24 protein-coding genes are annotated in these 21048 nt (G+C 51.3%); 17 read left to right on the forward strand and 7 right to left on the reverse strand.

Annotated features, from left to right (window positions below):
• Positions 1-39: 39 nt before the first annotated feature.
• The gene (locus IEV97_RS02340; RefSeq protein WP_188499889.1) at positions 40-378 is read right to left on the reverse strand and encodes a hypothetical protein; all 339 of its coding nucleotides are present in this window, start codon (positions 376-378) and stop codon (positions 40-42) included.
• Positions 379-778: 400 nt separating this feature from the next.
• Between IEV97_RS02340 and IEV97_RS02345 the strand changes: the two genes are divergently transcribed.
• The 7 genes from IEV97_RS02345 to IEV97_RS02370 all read left to right on the forward strand — a co-directional run bounded on the left by IEV97_RS02345 (position 779) and on the right by IEV97_RS02370 (position 4886).
• Positions 779-1357, forward strand: coding sequence for a Crp/Fnr family transcriptional regulator (locus IEV97_RS02345; protein ID WP_188500375.1), 579 nt, complete (start codon positions 779-781; stop codon positions 1355-1357).
• Between the two features lie 121 nt (positions 1358-1478).
• A complete protein-coding gene (locus tag IEV97_RS02350) occupies positions 1479-2129 on the forward strand; it encodes an NADPH-dependent F420 reductase (protein ID WP_229733750.1) in 651 nt (216 codons plus the stop codon).
• 49 nt (positions 2130-2178) lie between these two features.
• Complete coding sequence (locus IEV97_RS02355; RefSeq protein ID WP_188499891.1) at positions 2179-2751, forward strand: YceI family protein; 573 nt, start codon at positions 2179-2181, stop codon at positions 2749-2751.
• 21 nt (positions 2752-2772) lie between these two features.
• Positions 2773-3225 carry a DoxX family protein gene (locus IEV97_RS02360; protein ID WP_188499892.1) on the forward strand — a complete coding sequence of 151 codons (453 nt, stop codon included), beginning with the start codon at positions 2773-2775 and terminating at the stop codon, positions 3223-3225.
• 115 nt (positions 3226-3340) lie between these two features.
• On the forward strand, positions 3341-4174 hold the full coding sequence (ygiD, locus tag IEV97_RS02365; protein WP_188499893.1) for a 4,5-DOPA-extradiol-dioxygenase: 834 nt from the start codon (positions 3341-3343) through the stop codon (positions 4172-4174).
• 40 nt (positions 4175-4214) lie between these two features.
• Positions 4215-4346, forward strand: coding sequence for a hypothetical protein (locus IEV97_RS20120; RefSeq protein WP_262890280.1), 132 nt, complete (start codon positions 4215-4217; stop codon positions 4344-4346).
• 45 nt (positions 4347-4391) lie between these two features.
• A complete protein-coding gene (locus tag IEV97_RS02370; protein ID WP_188499894.1) occupies positions 4392-4886 on the forward strand; it encodes an alpha/beta hydrolase in 495 nt (164 codons plus the stop codon).
• Between the two features lie 59 nt (positions 4887-4945).
• On the opposite strand, the gene IEV97_RS02375 is transcribed toward IEV97_RS02370, so the two are convergent.
• The gene (locus tag IEV97_RS02375; protein WP_188499895.1) at positions 4946-5809 is read right to left on the reverse strand and encodes an SDR family oxidoreductase; all 864 of its coding nucleotides are present in this window, start codon (positions 5807-5809) and stop codon (positions 4946-4948) included.
• Positions 5810-6214: 405 nt separating this feature from the next.
• Between IEV97_RS02375 and IEV97_RS02380 the strand changes: the two genes are divergently transcribed.
• The 4 genes from IEV97_RS02380 to IEV97_RS02395 all read left to right on the forward strand — a co-directional run bounded on the left by IEV97_RS02380 (position 6215) and on the right by IEV97_RS02395 (position 7955).
• Entirely contained in the window at positions 6215-6517 is a 303-nt protein-coding gene (locus IEV97_RS02380) for a phosphoribosylpyrophosphate synthetase (RefSeq protein ID WP_229733751.1), read from the forward strand.
• Between the two features lie 196 nt (positions 6518-6713).
• On the forward strand, positions 6714-7214 hold the full coding sequence (locus tag IEV97_RS02385) for a DUF421 domain-containing protein (RefSeq protein WP_188499896.1): 501 nt from the start codon (positions 6714-6716) through the stop codon (positions 7212-7214).
• A gap of 100 nt (positions 7215-7314) precedes the next feature.
• Entirely contained in the window at positions 7315-7611 is a 297-nt protein-coding gene (locus IEV97_RS02390) for a hypothetical protein (RefSeq protein WP_188499897.1), read from the forward strand.
• Complete coding sequence (locus tag IEV97_RS02395; RefSeq protein ID WP_188499898.1) at positions 7584-7955, forward strand: hypothetical protein; 372 nt, start codon at positions 7584-7586, stop codon at positions 7953-7955. Before IEV97_RS02390 ends, IEV97_RS02395 begins: the two co-directional genes overlap by 28 nt.
• Positions 7956-8006: 51 nt before the next feature.
• On the opposite strand, the gene IEV97_RS02400 is transcribed toward IEV97_RS02395, so the two are convergent.
• Entirely contained in the window at positions 8007-9308 is a 1302-nt protein-coding gene (locus IEV97_RS02400) for a DUF5690 family protein (protein WP_188499899.1), read from the reverse strand.
• A 457-nt stretch (positions 9309-9765) separates the two neighbouring features.
• Between IEV97_RS02400 and IEV97_RS02405 the strand changes: the two genes are divergently transcribed.
• The 6 genes from IEV97_RS02405 to IEV97_RS02430 all read left to right on the forward strand — a co-directional run bounded on the left by IEV97_RS02405 (position 9766) and on the right by IEV97_RS02430 (position 13961).
• On the forward strand, positions 9766-10332 hold the full coding sequence (locus IEV97_RS02405; RefSeq protein WP_188499900.1) for a helix-turn-helix domain-containing protein: 567 nt from the start codon (positions 9766-9768) through the stop codon (positions 10330-10332).
• A 287-nt stretch (positions 10333-10619) separates the two neighbouring features.
• Positions 10620-12083: a circadian clock protein KaiC gene (kaiC, locus tag IEV97_RS02410; RefSeq protein WP_188499901.1), complete on the forward strand. Its 1464-nt coding sequence runs from the start codon at positions 10620-10622 to the stop codon at positions 12081-12083.
• 63 nt (positions 12084-12146) lie between these two features.
• Positions 12147-12428 (forward strand): circadian clock KaiB family protein, encoded by a 282-nt coding sequence (locus IEV97_RS02415; protein ID WP_188499902.1) that lies wholly within the window; start codon positions 12147-12149, stop codon positions 12426-12428.
• Positions 12429-12667: 239 nt separating this feature from the next.
• Positions 12668-12859, forward strand: a complete 192-nt coding sequence (locus tag IEV97_RS02420; RefSeq protein WP_188499903.1) for a cold-shock protein — start codon at positions 12668-12670, stop codon at positions 12857-12859.
• 114 nt (positions 12860-12973) lie between these two features.
• Positions 12974-13201, forward strand: coding sequence for a hypothetical protein (locus tag IEV97_RS02425; RefSeq protein ID WP_188499904.1), 228 nt, complete (start codon positions 12974-12976; stop codon positions 13199-13201).
• 289 nt (positions 13202-13490) lie between these two features.
• On the forward strand, positions 13491-13961 hold the full coding sequence (locus tag IEV97_RS02430; RefSeq protein ID WP_188499905.1) for a hypothetical protein: 471 nt from the start codon (positions 13491-13493) through the stop codon (positions 13959-13961).
• Between the two features lie 449 nt (positions 13962-14410).
• On the opposite strand, the gene IEV97_RS02435 is transcribed toward IEV97_RS02430, so the two are convergent.
• From IEV97_RS02435 to IEV97_RS02450, 4 genes are all read right to left on the reverse strand, one after another.
• Positions 14411-17605, reverse strand: coding sequence for an efflux RND transporter permease subunit (locus IEV97_RS02435; RefSeq protein ID WP_188499906.1), 3195 nt, complete (start codon positions 17603-17605; stop codon positions 14411-14413).
• 36 nt (positions 17606-17641) lie between these two features.
• Positions 17642-18787 carry an efflux RND transporter periplasmic adaptor subunit gene (locus IEV97_RS02440; RefSeq protein ID WP_188499907.1) on the reverse strand — a complete coding sequence of 382 codons (1146 nt, stop codon included), beginning with the start codon at positions 18785-18787 and terminating at the stop codon, positions 17642-17644.
• Positions 18788-18805: 18 nt separating this feature from the next.
• Positions 18806-20140, reverse strand: a complete 1335-nt coding sequence (locus tag IEV97_RS02445; protein WP_188499908.1) for a TolC family protein — start codon at positions 20138-20140, stop codon at positions 18806-18808.
• 164 nt (positions 20141-20304) lie between these two features.
• Entirely contained in the window at positions 20305-20907 is a 603-nt protein-coding gene (locus IEV97_RS02450) for a TetR/AcrR family transcriptional regulator (protein WP_229733752.1), read from the reverse strand.
• Positions 20908-21048: the final 141 nt, after the last annotated feature.

A 21048-nucleotide genomic window follows, 5' to 3' on the forward strand; every position in this document is an offset into this window, starting at 1 on the left:
AGGTTCTGACCCGCGCGCAGTTAACATTTCGAAACTCTCTTAATCAGTGGTGCCGGCAAGTTGGTCCAGTATGTTCTCACCCAAGGCAATGTCGGCAACTTTTATACTTCCCTTCCCTATCTGCTTCCACACGCCGCTTACCTGCAGCACGGCTATCCTATCTGTGGGGGAGACTTCGGCAACATAGGAGACATTGGATTCAAGTAACTTGGTGGCAACAGTCTCGTGCATTGCTTTCACGGAAACAGGATGCGTGAGCATGTTACGGAAGTCGGCCAGCAAGGTAAAGCCCGGTGATGCTATACCTATCACTTTATTCCAGTCATTCAAATAATTCGGCACCACCTCCGGAGACTTCCAGTAGTTATTGATCCTCATGTAAATACGGTTCTTTTGAGGTTCGTAGGCTATCTCGTAAAATTGGTTATCAGATACAGTAATCATCCCGCTAATTATAAGTAATCGTGGCACAAAGATAAGAAAACAACAAATGCTTTCTATGTAAGTTTAGCACCGCCTGTTCTAAGATCAGGGATCCAACCAGGTAAGTCATTTCCTGCGAGACTGGCTGCAAGAGCCAATTGTTCGTAAAGTTAAAGCAAGCGTCCAGGCATTCTACGGGCATTAAGAGGGAATGGCTGGTGTTTCCGGGAGAGAAGCCGGCAAAGGGAGCAGAAAGGGTGGAATATAATTGTAAATTTGCACAGGTGGCCCGATCTTTAACAAACAGCAGGAACGGAAATCTCCCCTACCGAAAACCAACCAGAACAGCGTTGTGATGTACAGCTTATTCTTTCAGAACCTAAACAGTAAAGTCCAGCTAACGGAAGAGGAACAGGAGCAGATCAAAACCTACCTTACCCTGAAGAAGCTCCGAAAAAAGCAATACCTGCTGCAGGAAGGCGATGTGTGCAAAATGATCGCCTTTGTTGAGAAGGGTGCCCTGCGCGCCTACTCTGTAGACGAGAACAGCAACGAGCACATCATTCAGTTTGGCCTGGAAGGCTGGACGATCTCGGATCTGTACAGCTTCCTGACGGGCGAGCCCGCCACTTACAACATCGATGCCATCGAAGACTCGGAGCTGGTGATCATCAGCAAGTCGGCCCACGAGGAGCTGCTGCAGACAATGCCCAAGTACGAAACCTTTACCCGACTCAACATCACGGGTGCCTACCTGGCCATGCAGCGCCGCCTGACTTCCATCATCAGTTCCTCGGTGGAAGAGCGCTACCAGGAATTCATCGCCCTCTACCCGCACATTGCCCAGCGTGTTCCCCAGCATATGATCGCCTCCTACATGGGCCTCACCCCCGAGACCCTGAGCCGCATCCGGAAACGCATCTCCTCCAAGTAAGATTCTACCTTTTCCTCAAAAGCATTGATCCAAATCAATGATCTTTCTTGATTGGGCTCAATGCAGTGAGGCCTGCTATGGCCGTACCTTTGTATTGTTCAAAATTACCGATATGAAGACAATGCAAACCATAGCAATTATAGGCGCTTCCGGCAACATGGGAGCCGCTATAGCCAGGAGCCTGTCGAAGGGTAACTACCGACTACTGCTTTGCGCCAACGATCTGGACAAAGTGCAGGCGGTAGCTGAAGATATTAAAACCAGCAACCCAAGTGCCGAAGTAGAGGCATCGGACTGCTCCAGGGACGCTTCCTGGGAGGCGGATATCATCATCGCGGCTATCCCCTACTCCGCTGAAAAAGAAGTAGCCGAAAAGATCCGGGAAGTAGCCAACCAGAAGATCGTCATCAGCATTGCCAACCCGCTAAACGATTTTTTCAATGATCTGGTAACAGCGCCGGATTCCAGTGCGGCAGAAGAACTGCAGAAGCTGCTGCCCAATTCCAAGGTAGTGAAGGCTTTCAATACCACCTTCGCCGCCAACTTCGCCACACCCGTGATCGACGGGAAACAAGTAGACGCTTTTATCGCCGGCAACGACCTCGAAGCATTGCAAACAGTTTCTGAACTGGTGGAAACGGCCGGTTTCAATCCTCTTGTGGCCGGTGACCTGTCCGTAAGCGGAACCCTGGAGCGGATGCAGTTGCTGCTTATTAAGCTAAATATGAAATACGACTACAACTGGCTGGCAGGCTGGAAAATACTGCACTAATAAACGAATCACAATAACTTATATAAACACAATTTAAATCACAAATTTTATGAAAAGAGTATCCTTAATTCTATTCGCATTCCTGTCACTGACGGCTTTCACTACCCTGAACTCTGTTTGGACGAACGATGACGCGCACTCGCAGCTTGGCTTTACAGTGAAGCACCTGGGCATTGCTGACGTTTCAGGCACATTCGATGATTTCGATGCAAAGATTACCGCTACCAAGCCGGATTTTAGTGACGCAGTAGTAGAGCTGACCGCAAAAACAGCTTCCATTAACACAAGAGTAGCAGACAGAGACAATCACCTGAAGAGCCCGGATTTCTTTAACGCAGAGAAATACCCAACCATGGACTTCAAGAGCACCTCTGTGAAGAAAGCAGGCAAAGACAGCTACAAGCTGACAGGCAACCTTACCCTGAACGGCGTAACCAAGCCCGTAACGCTGGACATGAAGTATAATGGCACAGTAGAGAACGCCATGAATAAGAAGCAGACTGCCGGTTTCCAGGTAACAGGTACTATCAAGCGCTCTGACTTTAACTTAGGCAGCGAATTCCCGGCCCCGATGATCAGCGACGAAGTACGCATCAAGGCGGACGGTGAGTTTATCCAGTAATTTATAAAGGAATAATCAGCCATGAAAAAGCTATTGAACGTGTACCAGAGCGCGAACAGCATAGATGTGGCGCTTCTGATTACCCGGGTAGGCGTAGCGGCCCTGATGCTTGTGCACGGCTGGCCAAAACTGGAGATGCTTTTCTCGGATGGCCCGGTTCAGTTCCCGGCCGTCCTGGGTCTTAGCGCTACAACCTCGCTTGCCCTGGCGGTATTCTCTGAAGTGCTTTGCTCCCTGCTGATTCTGGTAGGGTTGGGTACCAGGCTGGCGACTATCCCACTGATTGTCACCATGGTGGTTGCAGTGTTTATATTCCATGCTGCCGACCCCTTTGCAAAGCAGGAACTGGGACTCCTATACCTGATGCCTTATACCGTGTTGTTACTGACTGGCAGCGGCAGGTACTCGCTGGATTATCTGCTCCTGCAGAAGGTATTCAAACCGACTTATGTCAGAACGCTTTCGATACAGTAAGCAAAAATAAAATGGGTGCTTCCGGGATGAATTTCCCGGAAGCACTTTTAAAATAAATCAGGCTGTTATGCAACGGAAACAGTTTATCAAAACACTTTTAACAGGAGTAGCAGGTATGACGACATTATCCGCTTTCAATAAATTTACCGACAACCTGGGTGAGCAGGAGCAGTTGATGCCGGTCCTCTTTATGGGCCACGGCTCTCCCATGAACGGTATTCTGGACAATGAATTCAGCCGGAAATGGGCCCAACTGGCCAAAGATATACCTACGCCCAAAGCAGTGCTGGTTATATCGGCCCATTGGCTGAGCAAAGGCACCCGCATCACGGCCATGGACTTCCCGAAAACCATTCACGATTTCGGCGGCTTCCCGCAGGAGCTGTTCGCTGTGCAATACAAGGCACCGGGCAGTCCGGAACTGGCGAAGGAAACGGCTTCCATCATCAAATCAACCGCTGTGGAAATGGACCATGACTGGGGCCTCGACCACGGCGCCTGGACCGTTATCCGTCACATGTACCCCGAGGCCAATATACCGGTGCTGCAGCTGAGCATCGACTACACCAAAGGACCGCAGTACCATTACGATCTGTCCAAGGAACTGGCAGCACTCCGCAAAAAGGGCGTGCTGATCGTGGGCAGCGGCAACATGGTGCACAACCTGCGCATGGTGGCCTGGGATAAACTCAACGAAGCGGAGTACGGCTTTGACTGGGCGGTGCAGATGAACACCACCTTTAAAGACCTCATTCAAAACGGGCAGCACGACAAGCTGATCAGGTATAAGCAGCTGGGCCGGGAAGCCATGCTGGCTATACCTACGCCGGAACACTACTGGCCTTTGCTCTATACCCTGGGCTTGAAAGGCAGCAAGGATGACGTCACCTTCTTCAACGACAAAGTGGTGGGCGGTTCGCTAACCATGACGTCGGTGATGATCGGGTAATACCGTGAAGTACCGCCCTTTTACTTAAAACGACTTAACCATGCCTTTGACAGAAATGATGAAGAACAGCCTTGAGAACGACCTGGGACTACTGTATTTGGTACGTCCGGCCAGCAGTACAGCCATCCAGCCAAAGGCTGTGATCCTGCTGCACGGCGTGGGCAGCAATTAGCAGGACCTGTTTCAACTGGTTCCCTATCTCCCGGAAGATATCACAGTGATTTCACCGCGGGGTCCGTTTGTGCTGGGTGATGGACGCTACGCCTGGTATGAGGTGGATTTTTCTACGGACAAGCCGCAGATCAATGCGACGCAGGAGGCGAAAAGCAGGCAGGACATTCAAAACTTTATCCGTCAGGTGAAAGAAAAGTATAACCTGGGCGAAGTATACCTGGGCGGCTTTAGCCAGGGCGCCATCATGAGTTTCAGCATCGGGCTGACGCACCCGGAGCTGGTGGCAGGTGTGATTGGTTTCAGCGGAAGAATTCTACAGGAAATCAGGCCGCTGGTGCAACAGAATGATGCCTTAAAGCAACTTAAAGTCTTTATCTCACACGGTACGCAAGACACTACCTTGCCTGTGCATTATGCCCGCGAGGCGAAGGCGTATCTACAGGATGCAGGCGTGCAGCTAACGTACCACGAACAGGACATGGGGCACCAAATCAGCGGGGAGGCAATAACAAAAGTGGCAGACTGGCTACAGGTATAGCCGGCCCGCCACCTCAATTTTTTCATCTGGACTAACTGCTTTTAGAGCACTACACAATCCTATCCGGCCTTCGATGTATACTGCAGGGCTTCTTCGATCGCAACGGATAATGGTGTGGTAGGCCTTCCGATTAGTTTGGAGAGCTGGCGGCTGTCATCAAACAAATCACCCTTCGATACGGAAACATCCCAACCCGCGATTGCCCTTGCCATTTCTTCCGGTATACCGAAGCCGGCCATCGCGGCCGCATACTCAGCCTCAGGCAGGTTTTTGTAAGGGATATCCCGTCCCGTTTGGCGAGACAGCTCTGCGGCGTACTCTTTGAGGGTGAAGGCCTCATCTCCAGCCAGCTCGTATACCTTGCCTTCGTGTCCTTCGCTGGTCAGTACGGCAACTGCCGCATCGGCGTAATCTTCGCGTGTGGCAGCTGAAATTTTGCCCTCTCCCGCACTGCCAATAACGGCCCCGCCGGCCAGGGCGCCCGGAATGGAGGCCGTGTAGTTTTCGGTGTACCAGCCGTTGCGCAGGAAGGTATGCGGAATACCGGAATCCTTCAGCGCTTGTTCTGTGGCGCGGTGCTCTGTTGCCAGACTAACAGATGTGTTGTCGGCATGCAGCACGCTCGTATAAACGATGCGCTGTACGCCATTTTGCCTGGCCGCGTCAATGATGTGCTGGTGCTGCCTGGCGCGCTTCCCTACTTCACTTCCCGAAATCAGCAGCAGGGTGTCTATACCCTGCAGAGCGCGCTGGAGTGTCTCCGGCTTGTCATAATCAGCTTCACGGGCTTCTATACCCAGGTCGGCTGCTTTCTGAGGGGAGCGTACGAGCGCAACCAGGTCATCAGCGGCTGCTCTTTCTTTCATTTTGGCTACGACGAGGCGTCCAAGGTGCCCGGTAGCTCCGGTTATTCCTATTTTCATCCTGCTTGTTGTTTAGGTTTGACTTTTGTTTTGTACGCTGAATCAAAAGAATCAGCAACTCCTCCCGCTACAAATATGAAGAAGTCAGCAGTAGAGTTCAGTTCCAGAATGAGCTGCAGGCACGGAACCGGGTGAACTAAATTGTATTACAAAGAACAGGTTCTACCCTTCAGGGCGTGGTGAAACCCAGCAAAGACAGAAGACAGGTATGGCGCGTCAGACGCTGTGCCTGGATAAGCGCCTTCTGCATGGCTATGTCCGGACATTATGGCGTGCGGTTCGTACACAGTGAGATAGGAGGATTGGTACCATTAAGTCAAGTGGCGTCCTGGAGGGTAGTCACCACGGCACAATTCCTTCTTATCGCCCGAAAAAAAATCAACACATAAGATAAAGCTAAAGAATATGAAAACGCAACGATTCAGTACCATGGTGGAAACGCTTAACAATCTGCGGGAGCGCGGTTACACAGTAGACTTCAACCTAAAGTCCACCTGCCTGGAATGCCCGCAGTTGCACATGGAGTTAAAGCCCGAGGAATTTGAGATTGATGAGGTACACCGGTTTGAAGGTGCCAGCAATCCGGATGATAACTCTGTCGTGTATGCCGTTTCATCTGACAAAGGAGTGAAAGGAGTTTTGGTGGATGCCTATGGCGTATACGCTGATGCTGTTACGTCAGAAATGGCCCGCAAACTAAGGAGATAGCATTTGCTATGTCACCACGATTGCCCCCTTCGGGCTGAGGTGCATCTATAGCTGGTTGCCATCTTCGTAACGGTATCCGGTTGCTTCTTCTGGCGTATACAGTACAGTTCCTCCTCGGCCTCCATCGGATGCGGCCAGGAGGAAAATTGTTTATAGACACCTGCGGATGTGTCGCATGACCAATGCATTTAACTACATGGAGCTACTGCAAATCAACCTGGCCGAACTCTTCCGTACAGAGACCCCTGTACTGGAGCTTGTCCTACGTGCCTCGATCTTATACCTGGGCATTCTGTTCCTGCTGCGCATCGTGCCACGCAGAACCGGAGGAGAACTGGCGACCATCGACCTGCTCTTCGTCGTCCTCATCGCAGAGGCCACAACGCACTCCCTCGGGGGCTACAAGTCCATCACGGAAGGCTTCATCGTTATTCTGACACTGATGTCCCTGAACTATAGCATCAACTTCCTGAGCTACCACTCCCCTCTCGTGGAAAAGCTTATCGCCTACCCGCCGCTGCTCGTGGTAAAGGATGGCAAGCTCCTGCGCCGCAACATGCGCCGTGAATTCCTGACAGAAGAAGAGTTGATGGAACACCTTCGCAGGGAAGGGATAGAGGATGTGCGGGATATCAAGGCGGCGCATGTGGAGGCAGACGGACATATCAGCTTCATCAGTAAGAATGGGGACCGCTAAAAAGAGTATCTTTGCATTAGCTCAATTGAGCGAGTGAAATCAAAATTATAATCCGCATTTCATGATCAGTGGATGTGGAGTGCTACCTACCTGAATACCTATGAGCGCCATCAGAAAATGCCCCAACTGCGGACAGTGGTCCCGCTGGACCCAGAACCCGACTGACCGATGCGAGCATTGCAACAGCATTCTCGACCCTGTCGCTGTTGCCCGCCAGCAAGCACGCGCGGAACGCAAGCAAGAGGAAGAAGAACGCTACTCTATCAAATTCATCGAGGTCAACCCGGACGATCCCTGGTACATCCAGTTCTTTAAGCGAATCGGCCTGGGCTTTCAGATCGCCTTTGTATCCATTATCTCTTTTTTCATATGGCTGATCGCCTTGCTGGCCGGCTGAGTTGGCACACCCTCAGCCCACTGTTTTGGGTGCTGGCAGCGGTATACCTGGGACATCTGGTTTGGCGCTGGCTCGAGTTGCCGAGGCCCTGGTGGGTGCAGCATTATCTGGATGATCTGCTTTGCCTGCCGCTGGTGCTCACCGTCACTTTGTTCATCCTTCGCTTCTTCTACGGACCACAACTGCGCATCTCCTGGTACCACGTAGCTTTCACGGCAATCTACTTCTCGCTGGCCTTCGAGGTGTTCTTCCCGAAATTCATGCCCCGCTATACCTCCGATTGGGTCGATGCCGCACTGTACGCAGTCGGCGGCGTGGTTTTTTACCGGTTCCTGAATAAGTAAGAAAGAAGCTGCGGTACTGCCTTTTGTAAAGAGACTGGAAACTTATACCTGTTATACATGCATCGCCTCTGCTGCGCTTGCTTCCCTCACCCGCAGCTTTTCATACTTCCTGCCAAAATAAACCATCGAAAAAGCGGTCAGCAGAATACCGATGGCAGAAAGGCCAATCACGCTGTTCGAGAAAAACGTGACCCAATTCAGCTGTACCTGAAAGATCTCTTTGCTGAACAAGACTCCCACGCTGCCCACATACCCAAACGAATCGGCCAGGTAGATCAGGAAGCCTACATTGCCTGTATATCGGAAGGTGGAGATCAGGCGGTCGAAGAAGACGGCGTTGAAGGGGATGTACACCATGTACAGGCCCAGCCCAACCAGCATCATCCACCATACCGGGTCCATGGACTGAGCGGCAAAAAGTGCCGTTGAAATACCGGCAATCGCAAAGCCTATCAGAATGAAGACATGGGCCGTCTGCAGTGCCTTGTAGTTATTCTTGATGAGCACCATGCTGCCGATCAGCACCAGGATAATCAGCGTAATGGGCGTTTCGGTTTTCGAGAAGATAGCGGGCTGATCAAAGTATCCCAGTTCCTTCCACATTTCCGCGCCAAAGTTATCGCGTATGTCGCGGAAGATGGTGGCAAAGCAGTAAATGAGCACGCAAACGACGATACCGGCCAAAAACTCCTTTACAAAGCGCTTCCGGTCATCTTCGGTCATAGGTGCCCGTTCTGTCCGCAGCTGAATGTCTTCTTGGCTGGGTGGCGGAATTTGCTCCATCAGGAAAACGAAGAGCAGCAACGGCAGGGCAAAGACCAGCCCGGTATAGAAGGGTACCCAAAACTCAGATACGCCAAACTCTACCATCAGCCAGGCACCCACGGATTTGACAAAACCGGAAGCAAAGATGAAACTCACTGCCAGCGTGGCGCCAATGAAATCGGTGCTTCGCCTGCCCTCCACATAGGAGAAAACTACTCCCCAGAGCATGCCGAGCGGAAACCCGTTGATGAACAGAAATGCGATGTTGTAAGGCGGTGGCACCAGGGCGAAAAACAGCCAGCTCAGCCAGGCTATACCTGTCAGGAGCAGGATGACGCCTCCCCTGCCGGTTCGTTTGAGTTCTGAGATGTATTTGATACCGTAGAATTTGGCCAGCAAATAACCCAGCACCTGGCTGATGACCAGTAACGTCTTGTAGCTATACCCTGCAATTTCAATCCCGTCGAAGGTAGCTACGGTGAAAGACTTCCGAAAACCGAAGATCATGGTATAGGCAAAGAACACCACCACGGCGGCATAAAGCCCGACTTTAAGCTGGCTGCTATTTTTGTTTATCATTGTTGCCATACCTTGTAGATCATTATTTCCAGTATCGTGATTTTAATTCGCATTGGGAATGTAGTGATTAGCGATGGATTTACTAAATGGGCGGCCGGAAATGTTTTTATTTTCTTATGACTAAATACTCCACCAGCGTTAGTTCCTTTCGATTCAACACCCTGATCCCACGTAAAGCTGAACCATAGGTATACAGCAGCATTTTGGACTTGATTATCTCCCTCAAAAAGAATTAAAATTTAATGTGCTTAAAACTACGTAGATTGGGGTTGCGGCATATACTTTAGCCGTTTCTGAATTAAAATCAGAAAACATACGTAGTAGGTATATACTAGCAGAACCTGTTTTACATCTTCTTGTAAAATCCTGATCTCATTGCTCATCACTCGCTCCAGGTTCTAAGCACTTTCCCAGCAGCAACGCCGTACCATACTCCCGGATTTGAGTATGCACCTAAACCCAGTAAATGAAGTTATACATTAAGTACATGGTCAGCAGCCGCTGCAAAGCGCTGGTGCAGGAAGAGCTGCTAAACCTTGGATTGCAATCGGAATATGTGGTGGTCGACCTCGGCATCGTTGAAATTCACAAAGACATCACCGATATTCAGCTGAACCAGCTGAAAGAGAACCTCAGCAAAGCCGGCCTGGAGCTGCTCGACGACAGCAAGAGCAACCTGATCGACAAGATCAAGACGCTGATCACCGATATGATCCACGCGTCAGAGGAACAGCCGAAGGTGAATTATTCGGTTTACATCAGCGAGAAACTGGGCTACAACTATAACTACCTGGCCAACATTTTTTCCGAGGTCAAGGGCATCACCATTCAGCAGTTCATCATCATCCATAAAATAGAGAAGGCAAAGGAACTGCTGTTTTATGATGAGCTCTCCCTGACCGAAATTGCCCATCGCCTGCATTACAGCAGCGTGGCCCACTTGTCTGCTCAGTTTAAAAAAGTGACCGGCCTCTCGCCTTCTTTTTACAAGAAAATAAAAGACAAGCGGGAGGGCGTGCTCGAAAACCTGTAACATTTGATACTTACTTGAATAAGTATGTAAAGAATTCCCCCGCCATTAACCTCACCTTTGTGCATCCATTTATGCGTTGTTTCTGACTGCAGGATGCCTGCGCGTATGTTTGTTTTTCCCGGGCCAGTATCCTGACACAAGGCGTTGCCGATGCCAGGCAGGAATAAACCCGCAGAGGCTTGTTAAAAACATTCCATTAAGCACACTTTAGACTACCTGTCATGGTACCACCCCGACCTGTAAGTTCAGCACCATACCTCTACTTCCCTCACCGCTTACATTTGCCTATGAACCTTCAAAAACTAGAAACCGGAAACGCATCCTTCGATCATATATCCCATGGCGGACTGCCGCTGGGCCGCACTACGCTTGTGGCTGGTAGCTCTGGTAGCGCCAAAACATTGTTTGGCGCCCAATTCCTGGCGCTGGGCATTCAGTTGTTCGATCAGCCGGGTGTGTTTGTCACTTTTGAGGAGCAGGTAGACGACATCCGCAAGCACCTGAGGAGCTTCCACTGGGACATCGACACCTGGGAACAGGAAGGGAAATGGATCTTTGTGGATGCCGCCCCGAAAGAAGAGATCATTATTGCTGTCGGGGATTTCGACCTGAGCGCCTTCAGGATAAGGCTGGAAAGGGCCATCATGAAGTGCAAAGCGCAACGCGTGGTCATTGACTCCATAGGCAGCATTTTCACGCAGTTCCACGAAGAAGAGCACAGCATCCGGCGGGAGCTGATACAGGTGGCCCTCACGCTCTCGCGCTTAGGAGCCACGTCCATCATCACGGCGGAGCGCCTGGAAGAGTATGGGAAAATTACACGTTTTGGAGTAGAGGAGTTTTTGACGGACAACGTGGTGATCCTCCGCAATGTGCTGCACAACGAGAAGCGCAGGAGAACCATCGAAATCCTGAAATTCAGGGGCAGCGACCACGAAAAAGGAGAAAACCCTTTTACCATCAACCCGGAGAAGGCGATCGTTATCATCCCCTTGTCGGCCATGATCCTGAAGCACACTTCGTCCAATGAAAGGGTTACCTCGGGTATACCTGCACTGGACAAGATGATAGACGGTGGGTTTTACAAAGGCTCCATCAACCTCGTTTCCGGGGCGATAGGCGCCGGCAAAACCTTGCTGGTGGCCAACTTTATAAACGGTATCCGGGAGAATAAAGAGCGCTGCCTGCTCATGGCTTTTGAGGAAAGTAACGAGCAACTATACCGTAATGCGTCTGGATGGGGTATTGATTTTAAGGAGTTGGAAGACCTGGGACTATTGAAAGTCATCTGTGTCTATCCGGAGATCTCCTCGCTGGAAGACCATTTCATCAACATCCAGGAAATTGTCAAGACCTTCAAACCCGACAGAATCGCGATTGACAGCTTGTCGGCCTTATCGCGCACATCATCCGACAAAGGTTTCCGGGAGTTCATCATCGCCTTCACGGCATACCTGAAGCACGAGGAAATCACGGGCCTGTTTACGTCTAACACACCCTTGCTGGCTGGTGGCACCTCCGACACGGAAGGAAACATCTCGCCGATCACGGACTCCATCATCCTGCTGCGCTATGTAGAGATGTCGGGTGAGATGCAGCGAAGCATCGCTGTGCTGAAGATGCGCGGATCCAAACACGATTCTTCCATCCGAAAGTTTACGATCTCGGATGAGGGAGCCAACATAGGAAAGCACTTCGAGGGCATCAGCGGTATCCTTACCGGCAACCCCATGCTGATCAAGCTTGAGTAATTTTTGAAGACAGTACACCCATAGTAGCCGGTTACTTCCGGAGCTTTTAGCCAAGAAAAAAAAATGAGCATGCATGTATTTCAGCTCTTTATTAACGGACACAGCCTAAATTCCATCGAGGCTGTGGACACGCTTCTTAAAATTTGCAGGGAAAACTTAAAGGGTAATTATCAGCTTGAAATAATCGATATCCAGAAAGACCCTGATAAGGCGGAAGAGGCGGGCATCATCGCCATACCTACCCTCATCAGAATGGAGCCGGCACCGGTCAATCGCATTATAGGAGCATTGAACGTCAGGAGTCGTGTGTTAGCCGGCTTAGGCATTTCGAGTATGCACAAATAAAATGCAGACGGATTGAAACGTTCGGGTTCATCCGGAAAGTCTATTGCTTTTACGCTTCAGGAATATCATTATTTTGCCTTTATTCATTTAACCAACGCTGTATCGTACAATGATGCTGATTTATTTGCGAAGAAGGGAGATCAAGTCAAGGTTTTGTAATTTGTTTATCGTACATTGTAAAAAATAATGAACGTATATACCTGCGAATATGTAGTAGGTATATAATAACAAACACAAGAATGAATAAAGGAACAGTAAAATTCTTTAATGACGCGAAAGGGTTCGGTTTTATTAAAGAAACAAATTCAGATCAGGAATACTTTGTACACGTTTCTGGCCTGGCTGATGAGATCAGAGAGAGTGATGAAGTGACTTTTGAACTGCAGGAAGGACGAAAAGGATTAAACGCGGTTAACGTTAAGCGCGCTTAGTTTTAAGCCATATTCACAGAAAAGCCTTGCCTCCGGCAAGGCTTTTTTATTGCTGCTGTGGTTAATTTTAGCGCTCACAGCTTTTCTTTACCAATAAATTTAAATACTCGAAAGATGAACAGAAAATACCTGGTTGATACCGAAACAAATGAATATCTGTGCATTGCTCTGAAAAAGGGAATGGAGTGGGTTCCGAACAATCAGGAATCTCTTCCTGACTTTATGAGCACGCGCACGCCTGTAACAGAAAGCGGTTCCGTGTTACTTTCAGGAGAATTCAATGACAATGCCTTTTTCGAAAAGTGGATCCGGAACGGAACGAACGTTTTGTTCAAGTATTAACAGCTGGCCGCTAACATACGCAGCCTCCTAACAAGGGCTATAGCTGTCATCATCACAGCTTTGGTCACATCCTCCAGAAATTGGTTCAGGATAAAAAGAGAGACAGAAAACAGCCACACTAAAAGCGAAGCCCGCTTGCATGGCCTCACACCAGAATCTCTCTCCCTCACGGGAAAATCAACCTGGACGAAAGCCTTCACCAACAACCTCACAATTGTGCTGAACGGGTGGATATAAATTTGTAATTTTGATAAGCAAATTTGAATCAGACACCAGACAAAGCACTTCTTTGAATACTCCTGAAAGAAATCAGATCAAAGCCATTGCGCTTTACCAGATCATTGGCGGCATCCTAGGTATAGCCCTCACCATCTGGGTCATGTTCAGCGGCAACATGGTTGTAGACCAGACGGCCCTGCGCATCGGCCTGTTCGCCGGCGGACTTTATATCTTCTCCATTCTTTGTGGGCGCATGCTGTTCCGCAATCCCAGACGCGGCCTGGTGCTCTCCATCATCAACCAGTTGCTGCAAGTCATCTACTTCTCCTTCGGAGCCTACGGCTTTCAGTATGTCGCGGGTCTGCGCATCGGAGTGGGCGTTGATATGGTGGAAGGCTGGATCTTTAAATTCAGGCTGGCCCTCTCCTCTTTTCACTTTAGCTTCGGCACCGACCTCGGCCAGAAATTCATCGGCATCAACCTCGTCGCCCTGTTTCTGATCTTTTGGATCGAACGGTTGATGGAGAAGACGAAGGTATAGCAGGCTGCTTGAATTTTTGACAAAGGAGTTTTTGACAAGGGACTCTTTGCAAAATAACTTTTGAAAAGCAGTGAGCCCCTACCCAATGCGGTCAACTTTGGGTTGTTCTTGTCATTTCGACCCCTGGGAGAAATCTGAAAGATTAACTATGCTCTACAATAATCCAGATCTCTCATTTCATTCGAGATGGCAATTAAAGACCAAAGCGCTAAAGTTCACAGTATTGGCCCTAAATCCAGAGGTTAATTTTACACCGCCCGCTACCAGGATCCCTTCAGGATGACAAACTAAGGAAAAGGCTTAAAACCACCCCATCCCAAGTATAGGTATAGCACTGTTTCTAATCCTAAGCAAAATAAAAAACCCCGACCAAACAGCCGGGGTTTTTTGTTTACACGGGGACCAAAATGTCTTTTGTCCTTTGTCTAACATTCCTTTGTCAAAAGAAATCAGGGATTCACATAAGCCGGATCGCCGCCTTCTTCATCCGGCAGGTCACCGCCTTTGGCGCGCAATTCGGCCAGGCCTTTTTTACCGTAAGCGAGTCGCGTGATCACCACGTACAGCACCGGTACCACGAAGATCGCCAGGAAGGTAGCGGCCAGCATACCGCCGATTACTACCCACCCAATGGTCTGGCGCGAAACGGCTCCTGCACCGGAAGACATTGCCAGCGGAACCACACCTAATATGAAGGCCAGCGAGGTCATGATGATCGGACGCAGACGCAGCTTCACCGCTTCGATCGTAGCCTCGAGCAGATCCATCCCCCGGTCCACCCGTTCCTTGGCAAACTCCACGATCAGAATGGCGTTCTTGGCCGCCAGACCGATCAGCGTGATCATACCCACCTGGGCGTACACGTTGTTATCCAGTTTAGGCAGCAGCGTGAGCGCAAGTATCGCCCCGAACATACCCAGCGGAATGGCAAACAGGATAGAGAACGGCACCGACCAACTCTCATACAAGGCAGCCAGCAAGAGCAACACCAGGATGATCGAAAGCGAGAAGATGTAGATCGTACTGCCGCCTGCTGCAATCTCCTCACGGCTCAGGCCGGAGAATTCGTAGCCATAGCCGGCAGGCAACACTTGTTCCGCCACTTCTTCCAACGCCTGAATCGCCTGGCCAGAGCTGTAGCCTGGGGCTGCGCTACCGTTAATGTCCACAGAGCGGAACAGGTTAAAGTGCGAAATCACAGGGGCGCTCTCCACTACCCGGGTTGTTACCAAAGCACTCAGTGGAACGGACTCTCCCTGACGGTTCATCACATAGAACTGCTTCAGGCTTTCGATGTCCATGCGGTAGGCCGTGTCGGCCTGCGCGACCACCCGGAAGTTACGGCCGTAGCGGGTGAAGTCGTTTACGTAGCGGCTACCCATGTAAGTAGACATGGTGGCATACACATCAGCGATGTTCACGCCCAGGCGCTTGGCCTTTTCGCGGTCTACATCCACATGGTAGCCCGGCGTTTTGGCTGTAAAGAAGCTATAGGCCATGGCAATTTCAGGGCGCTGGTTGGCTGCTCCCAGGAACTGCCCCATCACCTGCTCCAACTCTTTCACATCGCCGGCCCTGCGTTGCTGCAGCACAAACGTGAAACCGCCCGAAGCACCCAGGCCAGGTATAGCCGGCGGTGCCACCACCAGAATATTGGCTTCTTTTATGCCGGACAGCTTTTGCTGCAGCGTGGCCATCACAGCCTGCAGTTGCTCCGATTCATCCTGCCGTTCATCCCAGTGCTGTAGCTGCACAAAGAAAGTACCGCTGTTTGATTTGAACGAGAAGTTGATCGCGTTGAGACCTGCCACCGAAGTATAGTTGCGGATAGCCGGAATAGTGGCCATTTGCTCGCCTATTTCGCTCAGAATAGCGGAGGTTCGGCTGGTGGAGGCGCCTTCAGGCAGCTCTACTGACACAAACATGCGGCCCTCGTCTTCGGTAGGTATAAAGCCGGTCGGTTTGTTCACAAACAGTCCAAAAGTCCCCACATAGAGGCAAAGCAGCAGGATCAGTATCAGCGGGGTAGCTTTGATGCTCTTCCGCACGCCGACAGAGTAAGATTCGGTTGTGCGGGCAAACCAGTTGTTAAACTTATAGAAGAACTTATTGATGCCACGTGAATCCTTATCCACGTTCATCGGCTTCAGCATCAGCGCGCACAGTGCCGGTGTCAGGGTAAGGGCCACAAAAGCAGAGATCAGTACCGAAATGGCAATCGTGATCGCGAACTGCTGATACAGACGGCCCACTATGCCCGGTATAAAGCCCACCGGTATAAACACGGCTGCCAGGATGAGCGCAATGGCAATTACGGGAGCCGTAATCTCTTTCATGGCCTTCCGGGTAGCATCTTTCGCGGAGAGCCCCTCATGGTCTATGTTATGCTGCACCGCTTCCACCACCACAATGGCATCATCCACCACAATACCGATCGAAAGCACGAAACCGAAAAGCGTCAGGGTGTTGATCGTAAAGTCGAGCGGGATGAAGAAAATGAAGGTACCGATGATGGACACAGGTATAGCCAGGATCGGGATCAGTGTAGCACGCCAGCTCTGCAGGAACAGGAACACCACGATGATCACCAGGATGAGTGCTTCAATCAGCGTCAGCACCACCTCGTTGATCGACACCTGCACCACCGACACAGTCTCAAACGAAACGATGTAGTCCACATCAGCCGGGAAGGTTTCCCGCAGGTCGTCCAGCGCGGCGTAAATGCCCTCGGCTGTATCCAGGGCGTTACTGCCCGGCGCCTGGTAGATCAGCATCATGGTGGCCGGGTTGCCGTTGATCTTGGATTCACGGCCATAGTCGAAGCGGCCAAACTCAATTCGGGCCACATCGCGCATGTAAACTACTGAACCATCAGCGGGATTGGTACGAACGATGATGTCGCCGAACTGCTCCTGCGTCTGTAAGCGCCCGGTTACGGTGATCGGGTACTGAAACGCCTGCGAACTATACTGTGGTGAATTACCGACCGAACCAGCGGCCACCTGCAGGTTTTGCTCCTGAATGGCAGCCGTCACTTCGCTGGCCCCGATGTTGTACTGTGCCAGTTTATCCGGCTGCAGCCAGATACGCATACTGAAGTCCTGGCCAATCGAGAAGATATCGCCCACCCCGTTCACACGCATCAAAGCATCTTTGATGTAGATGTTGGTGTAGTTGTCGAGGAACTGGATATCGTGGGTGCGCTTAGGGGAGTAAATACCGATCACCATCATGATACTCGGGTTACGTTTACGCACGGTCACACCCAATCGGCGTACCTCTTCCGGCAGGGTTGGCTCTGCAATACTGGCGCGGTTCTGCACATCCAGCGTGGCGATATCAATATCGGTTCCAATCTCGAACGTAACCGACATGTTCATCTGGCCCGTGCCCGTACTCGTGGACGAGATATAGGCCATGCCCGGCGAACCGTTGATCTGCGTTTCGATTGGGGTGGCGACCGCTTGTTCTACCGTGAGCGCATCCGAGCCGGTATAGTTAGCCGATACCGAAACCGATGGCGGCGAAATATCCGGGTACTGCGTTACGGGCAAATTCAACATGGCCAGCACACCCACCAGTACGATCACGATCGAGATCACCATGGCGGTAACGGGCCTTCTTATAAATACGTCTGAAATCATAATGTCTGCTTAATCCTCTGAAAGACCTGTTTCCAATTATCTTGCGGCTCCTGCCTGTGGCTTGCCCTGCTCAGGTCCGCCCAGCTGTACTTTGGCCCCCTGGCGTAGGCGCTGTATACCTTCGGTCACGATCTGCTGCCCTTCTTTCAGGCCTTCCCGCACGACAATGCTGCCGTCCACACGTGAGCCCAGCTGCACGTTCTGCTGCACCACGGAGTCGCCCTGCACCACATACACGTAATATTCACCCAACTGCTCTGTCACCGCCTTGGACGGGATTACAATCTGATCACCCAGGTCCTGGTTCAGCACATTCAGGCTCACGGTCATGCCAGGAATCAGTCTTTCGTCCGGGTTCGGGAACTGCACGCGCACCGTTGTGGTGCCTGAGCGGCGGCCGATGGCCCTGTCGATAGCGACCAGTTTGCCGTTGTGCTCGTAGCGCTCGCCGTTGTTGAAGCGGATGGTGAAAAGCGAGTCAGGCTGCTTGCCCTGCTGCAGGTTGTTGAAGCGGGCGAGCTCGCCTTCGTTGATCACAATGTCAACCGCGATCGGGTCAGAAGAGGAAATGGTGTTCAGCAAAGGCTGTCCCGGCGATACCTGCGCCCCTACCCTTACCTGCGAGATGCCAATGGTGCCGCTGAAGGGCGCATTGATCACCGAGTAGCTCAGGTCGGTGGAAGCGCTGCTTACCTGTGCCTGAGCCGCTGACACCTGGGCGCGGGCGGTCTGCACTTCGGTGCGGGCATAGTCCACCTGCTGCTTGGCGATGGCGTCGCGCTCGGCCAGGCGCTCGTAGCGCTCCAGGTCCTTCTCAGCGCGGGCCAGGTTAGCCCTGGCGCTCTGCAGACTGGCCTGCGCCTGCTGTATACCTGCCTGGTATTTGTTCTGGTCTATTTCGTAGAGCTTCTGCCCCTTTTTGACGCGTTGCCCGTCCTGCACAAAGATGTTGGTGATATAGCCCGCTACCTGCGGACGCAACTCTACTTCCTGCAGCGGCACTACCGTGGCTGGGTAGGTATCGCGGCCAGTCACGCTTTGCTGTTTAACCTGAATCGTATTCACCGGAACGGCCATGGCCATTGGGTTCATCTGCTGCTGTCCGGCATCGTCACCGCCGCAAGACACAAGCATAGTTGGGCTGATGATGGCTGCAAACAGCCAGGTGTACTTATTTTTCATTATCCTGATTCTCTGATGTTATCGGTTGATGTCTATGTTTCCAAGGGCTCGCTGCAGGTCTAGCTTGCTGGAGAGCACACTGTAAAGGGCATTGTAGTAATTGAGTTGGGTCGTGCGCAGTTCGGTTTCGGCCACGATCAGGTCCACGTAGGCCTTCACGCCCTCGTCATACTGCAGCTTGATGATCTCGTACACCTCTTCGGCCATCACCAGGTTCTGCTGCACCGTGCGCCACTCTGTGTAGTCGCCTTTGTAGTTGGCCAGCGCCGTCTGGTATTCGGTGTTGATGGCCCTGCGCGTGTCTTCGATCTGCACATCCAGGCGGTCTTCCTGCAGCTGCGCGATCTTCAGGTTTTGCAGCCTTCTGGTGCCCTGAAAGATCGGGAGAGACGCCTGTATACCTACCGACGAGTTGGGGAAGTGCTGGTTATAAAGGTTAGCAAACTCGTTGTTGAAGTACAGGAGGTTGTAGTTGGCAAAAGCGGACACAGTCGGCAGGAAGCTCCAGCGGTTGTAGGCCGTGTTCAGCTTCAGCAGCTCGCGCTGTGTCTGCAATTGCTGCAGTTCCACCCTTTTGTCGAAGGCGATCAGTTCGGTGGTGTCTACCTGCACCTCCTGCTCCATGCGACCATAATTATAAGTCAGGTTCAGCTCTTGCTCCACCGGATAGCCCATCAGCTGTTTCAGGTAGGCCAGGCTGGCTTTAATGCTCTCCTGCACCCGCTTGCGGTCCGACCGGATGTTGGCCAGGGTAATGGCGGCACGCTGGTAATCGGTCTTGTCCACGATGCCTACCTCGTAGCGACTGCGGGCGTCATTGTACTGCTTCTCCTGGCGCGAAATGTTCTGGTCCAGGATGCGCAGCTGCTCCTTGGTGAGCAGCACGTTGTAGTAGGCCTTGCTCACCTCCACCACTGTGTTGATGCGGGTGTCGGTCACCTGCTGGCTCAGCAACTGCTTCCTGGAGTTAGACGCCTTGGTGGCGAGAAACAGGTTGTTGTCAAAAATATTCTGGGTGGCCTGCAGAGCTATGTTGGAGTTGTACTTCTGCCCGAAGGTAATGATCTCGCCTCCGATCGGCTGCTGTGGCCGCTTGATATTGTAAGTACCGCCAAAGTTGGCACTGAGCTGCGGAAACCATCCTGACAGGCTGGACCTGATCTCCCGGTTGCCGATCTGTTCGTCGATCAGCGCCTGCTCCATGGCTGCGGTGTTTTCCAGGGCATAGTTCACAACCTGCTCCAGCGTCAGGCTGTCAGTTGTTGCCGCGCCCCTGTTGTCCTGCGCGAGCAGGGTGCCGGGCGCCAGCAGGCAGGCTATCAGCAAGGGCTTAAAATATGTCTTTAACTTCATGTATAGGTTTGATGTTCAGCTTTTTGATTGAGTATTAAACGTGCAGATGTGGCAACCGGTGGTACTGCTGCAGCTTTAGTTTTTTCTTTCATGTTTCATCTTGGCGCTTGTAGTTATTGTTTAAACACTAATAGGCTTGCATTTTTTTGCCTTGGGAGCAGTCGCTAACGATCAAGGGCAATTCCATCCCAGAGCAACTGCTGTATCTGTTGCAGCTCTTTTCTGTCGAAGTGGAGTCGGCCACTGGCTGTCATTTTGGCCATCGAGATGATACTGCTATGGGTGAGCGTGGCCAGAATCTTGGGGCTTACTTTTTTCAACTCCCCTTCTTGTATGCCGCGCTCAAAAAAGGCGAACAGCAAGGTATAGAACCTGTCTTCCGCAAGTGGCGGCATGGTGGTGTGGTATGGCGAGTTCACAAACTGCTCGAAAAACCTCAGCAAATCCTGGTTGTCGCGGTAAAAGGTATAAAGCCCGGTCCAGAGCTTAAAAAAGCACTCCTTGAAAGGTATGGTAGCGGTACTCTCCCGCTCCACCACGGCAACCGCCTGCTGCTGCGCATAGTTAAACAACTCACGGAGCAAATGTTCCTTGCTCTCGAAGTAGTGGTAGATCGTGCCCGCAGCCACCCCCGCATGCTTGGCCACCATGCTCATAGGCGTACCATGGAAGCCGTTCTCCCGGACCAGCTCCATCGTGCTTTTGAATATGGCCCTCTTCTTATCCGACATCTGCTCCATAGACACAACCTCCAATTGAATGTTCATTCGGTTTGCAAAGCTACGGTTGTAGCTACAATTGTGAAAGCATTTCCGCCGAAAAGCAGAAATTTCTGGCCAAACGACTCCGAAAGCATGGTAAATAAACGGGATTGCATGCGGAAACGTAAATATAGCTATAGCGCATTT

This window comes from Pontibacter amylolyticus (genome assembly GCF_014638845.1).
Classification (GTDB): Bacteria; Bacteroidota; Bacteroidia; order Cytophagales; family Hymenobacteraceae; genus Pontibacter; species Pontibacter amylolyticus.

Coding starts and splice junctions, on each gene's coding strand:
- IEV97_RS02440 (WP_188499907.1), bottom strand. CDS start 18,787: ATGAAAAATAAGTACACCTGGCTGTTTGCAGCCATCATCAGCCCAACT.
- IEV97_RS02445 (WP_188499908.1), bottom strand. CDS start 20,140: ATGAAGTTAAAGACATATTTTAAGCCCTTGCTGATAGCCTGCCTGCTG.
- IEV97_RS02345 (WP_188500375.1), top strand. CDS start 779: ATGTACAGCTTATTCTTTCAGAACCTAAACAGTAAAGTCCAGCTAACG.
- IEV97_RS02360 (WP_188499892.1), top strand. CDS start 2,773: ATGAAAAAGCTATTGAACGTGTACCAGAGCGCGAACAGCATAGATGTG.
- kaiC (WP_188499901.1), top strand. CDS start 10,620: ATGAACCTTCAAAAACTAGAAACCGGAAACGCATCCTTCGATCATATA.
- IEV97_RS02395 (WP_188499898.1), top strand. CDS start 7,584: ATGGCTGATCGCCTTGCTGGCCGGCTGAGTTGGCACACCCTCAGCCCA.
- IEV97_RS02400 (WP_188499899.1), bottom strand. CDS start 9,308: ATGGCAACAATGATAAACAAAAATAGCAGCCAGCTTAAAGTCGGGCTT.
- IEV97_RS02340 (WP_188499889.1), bottom strand. CDS start 378: ATGAGGATCAATAACTACTGGAAGTCTCCGGAGGTGGTGCCGAATTAT.
- ygiD (WP_188499893.1), top strand. CDS start 3,341: ATGACGACATTATCCGCTTTCAATAAATTTACCGACAACCTGGGTGAG.
- IEV97_RS02420 (WP_188499903.1), top strand. CDS start 12,668: ATGAATAAAGGAACAGTAAAATTCTTTAATGACGCGAAAGGGTTCGGT.
- IEV97_RS02385 (WP_188499896.1), top strand. CDS start 6,714: ATGGAGCTACTGCAAATCAACCTGGCCGAACTCTTCCGTACAGAGACC.
- IEV97_RS02350 (WP_229733750.1), top strand. CDS start 1,479: ATGCAAACCATAGCAATTATAGGCGCTTCCGGCAACATGGGAGCCGCT.
- IEV97_RS02435 (WP_188499906.1), bottom strand. CDS start 17,605: ATGATTTCAGACGTATTTATAAGAAGGCCCGTTACCGCCATGGTGATC.
- IEV97_RS02380 (WP_229733751.1), top strand. CDS start 6,215: ATGAAAACGCAACGATTCAGTACCATGGTGGAAACGCTTAACAATCTG.
- IEV97_RS02450 (WP_229733752.1), bottom strand. CDS start 20,907: ATGAACATTCAATTGGAGGTTGTGTCTATGGAGCAGATGTCGGATAAG.
- IEV97_RS02405 (WP_188499900.1), top strand. CDS start 9,766: ATGAAGTTATACATTAAGTACATGGTCAGCAGCCGCTGCAAAGCGCTG.
- IEV97_RS02425 (WP_188499904.1), top strand. CDS start 12,974: ATGAACAGAAAATACCTGGTTGATACCGAAACAAATGAATATCTGTGC.
- IEV97_RS20120 (WP_262890280.1), top strand. CDS start 4,215: ATGCCTTTGACAGAAATGATGAAGAACAGCCTTGAGAACGACCTGGGA.
- IEV97_RS02390 (WP_188499897.1), top strand. CDS start 7,315: ATGAGCGCCATCAGAAAATGCCCCAACTGCGGACAGTGGTCCCGCTGG.
- IEV97_RS02415 (WP_188499902.1), top strand. CDS start 12,147: ATGAGCATGCATGTATTTCAGCTCTTTATTAACGGACACAGCCTAAAT.
- IEV97_RS02375 (WP_188499895.1), bottom strand. CDS start 5,809: ATGAAAATAGGAATAACCGGAGCTACCGGGCACCTTGGACGCCTCGTC.
- IEV97_RS02355 (WP_188499891.1), top strand. CDS start 2,179: ATGAAAAGAGTATCCTTAATTCTATTCGCATTCCTGTCACTGACGGCT.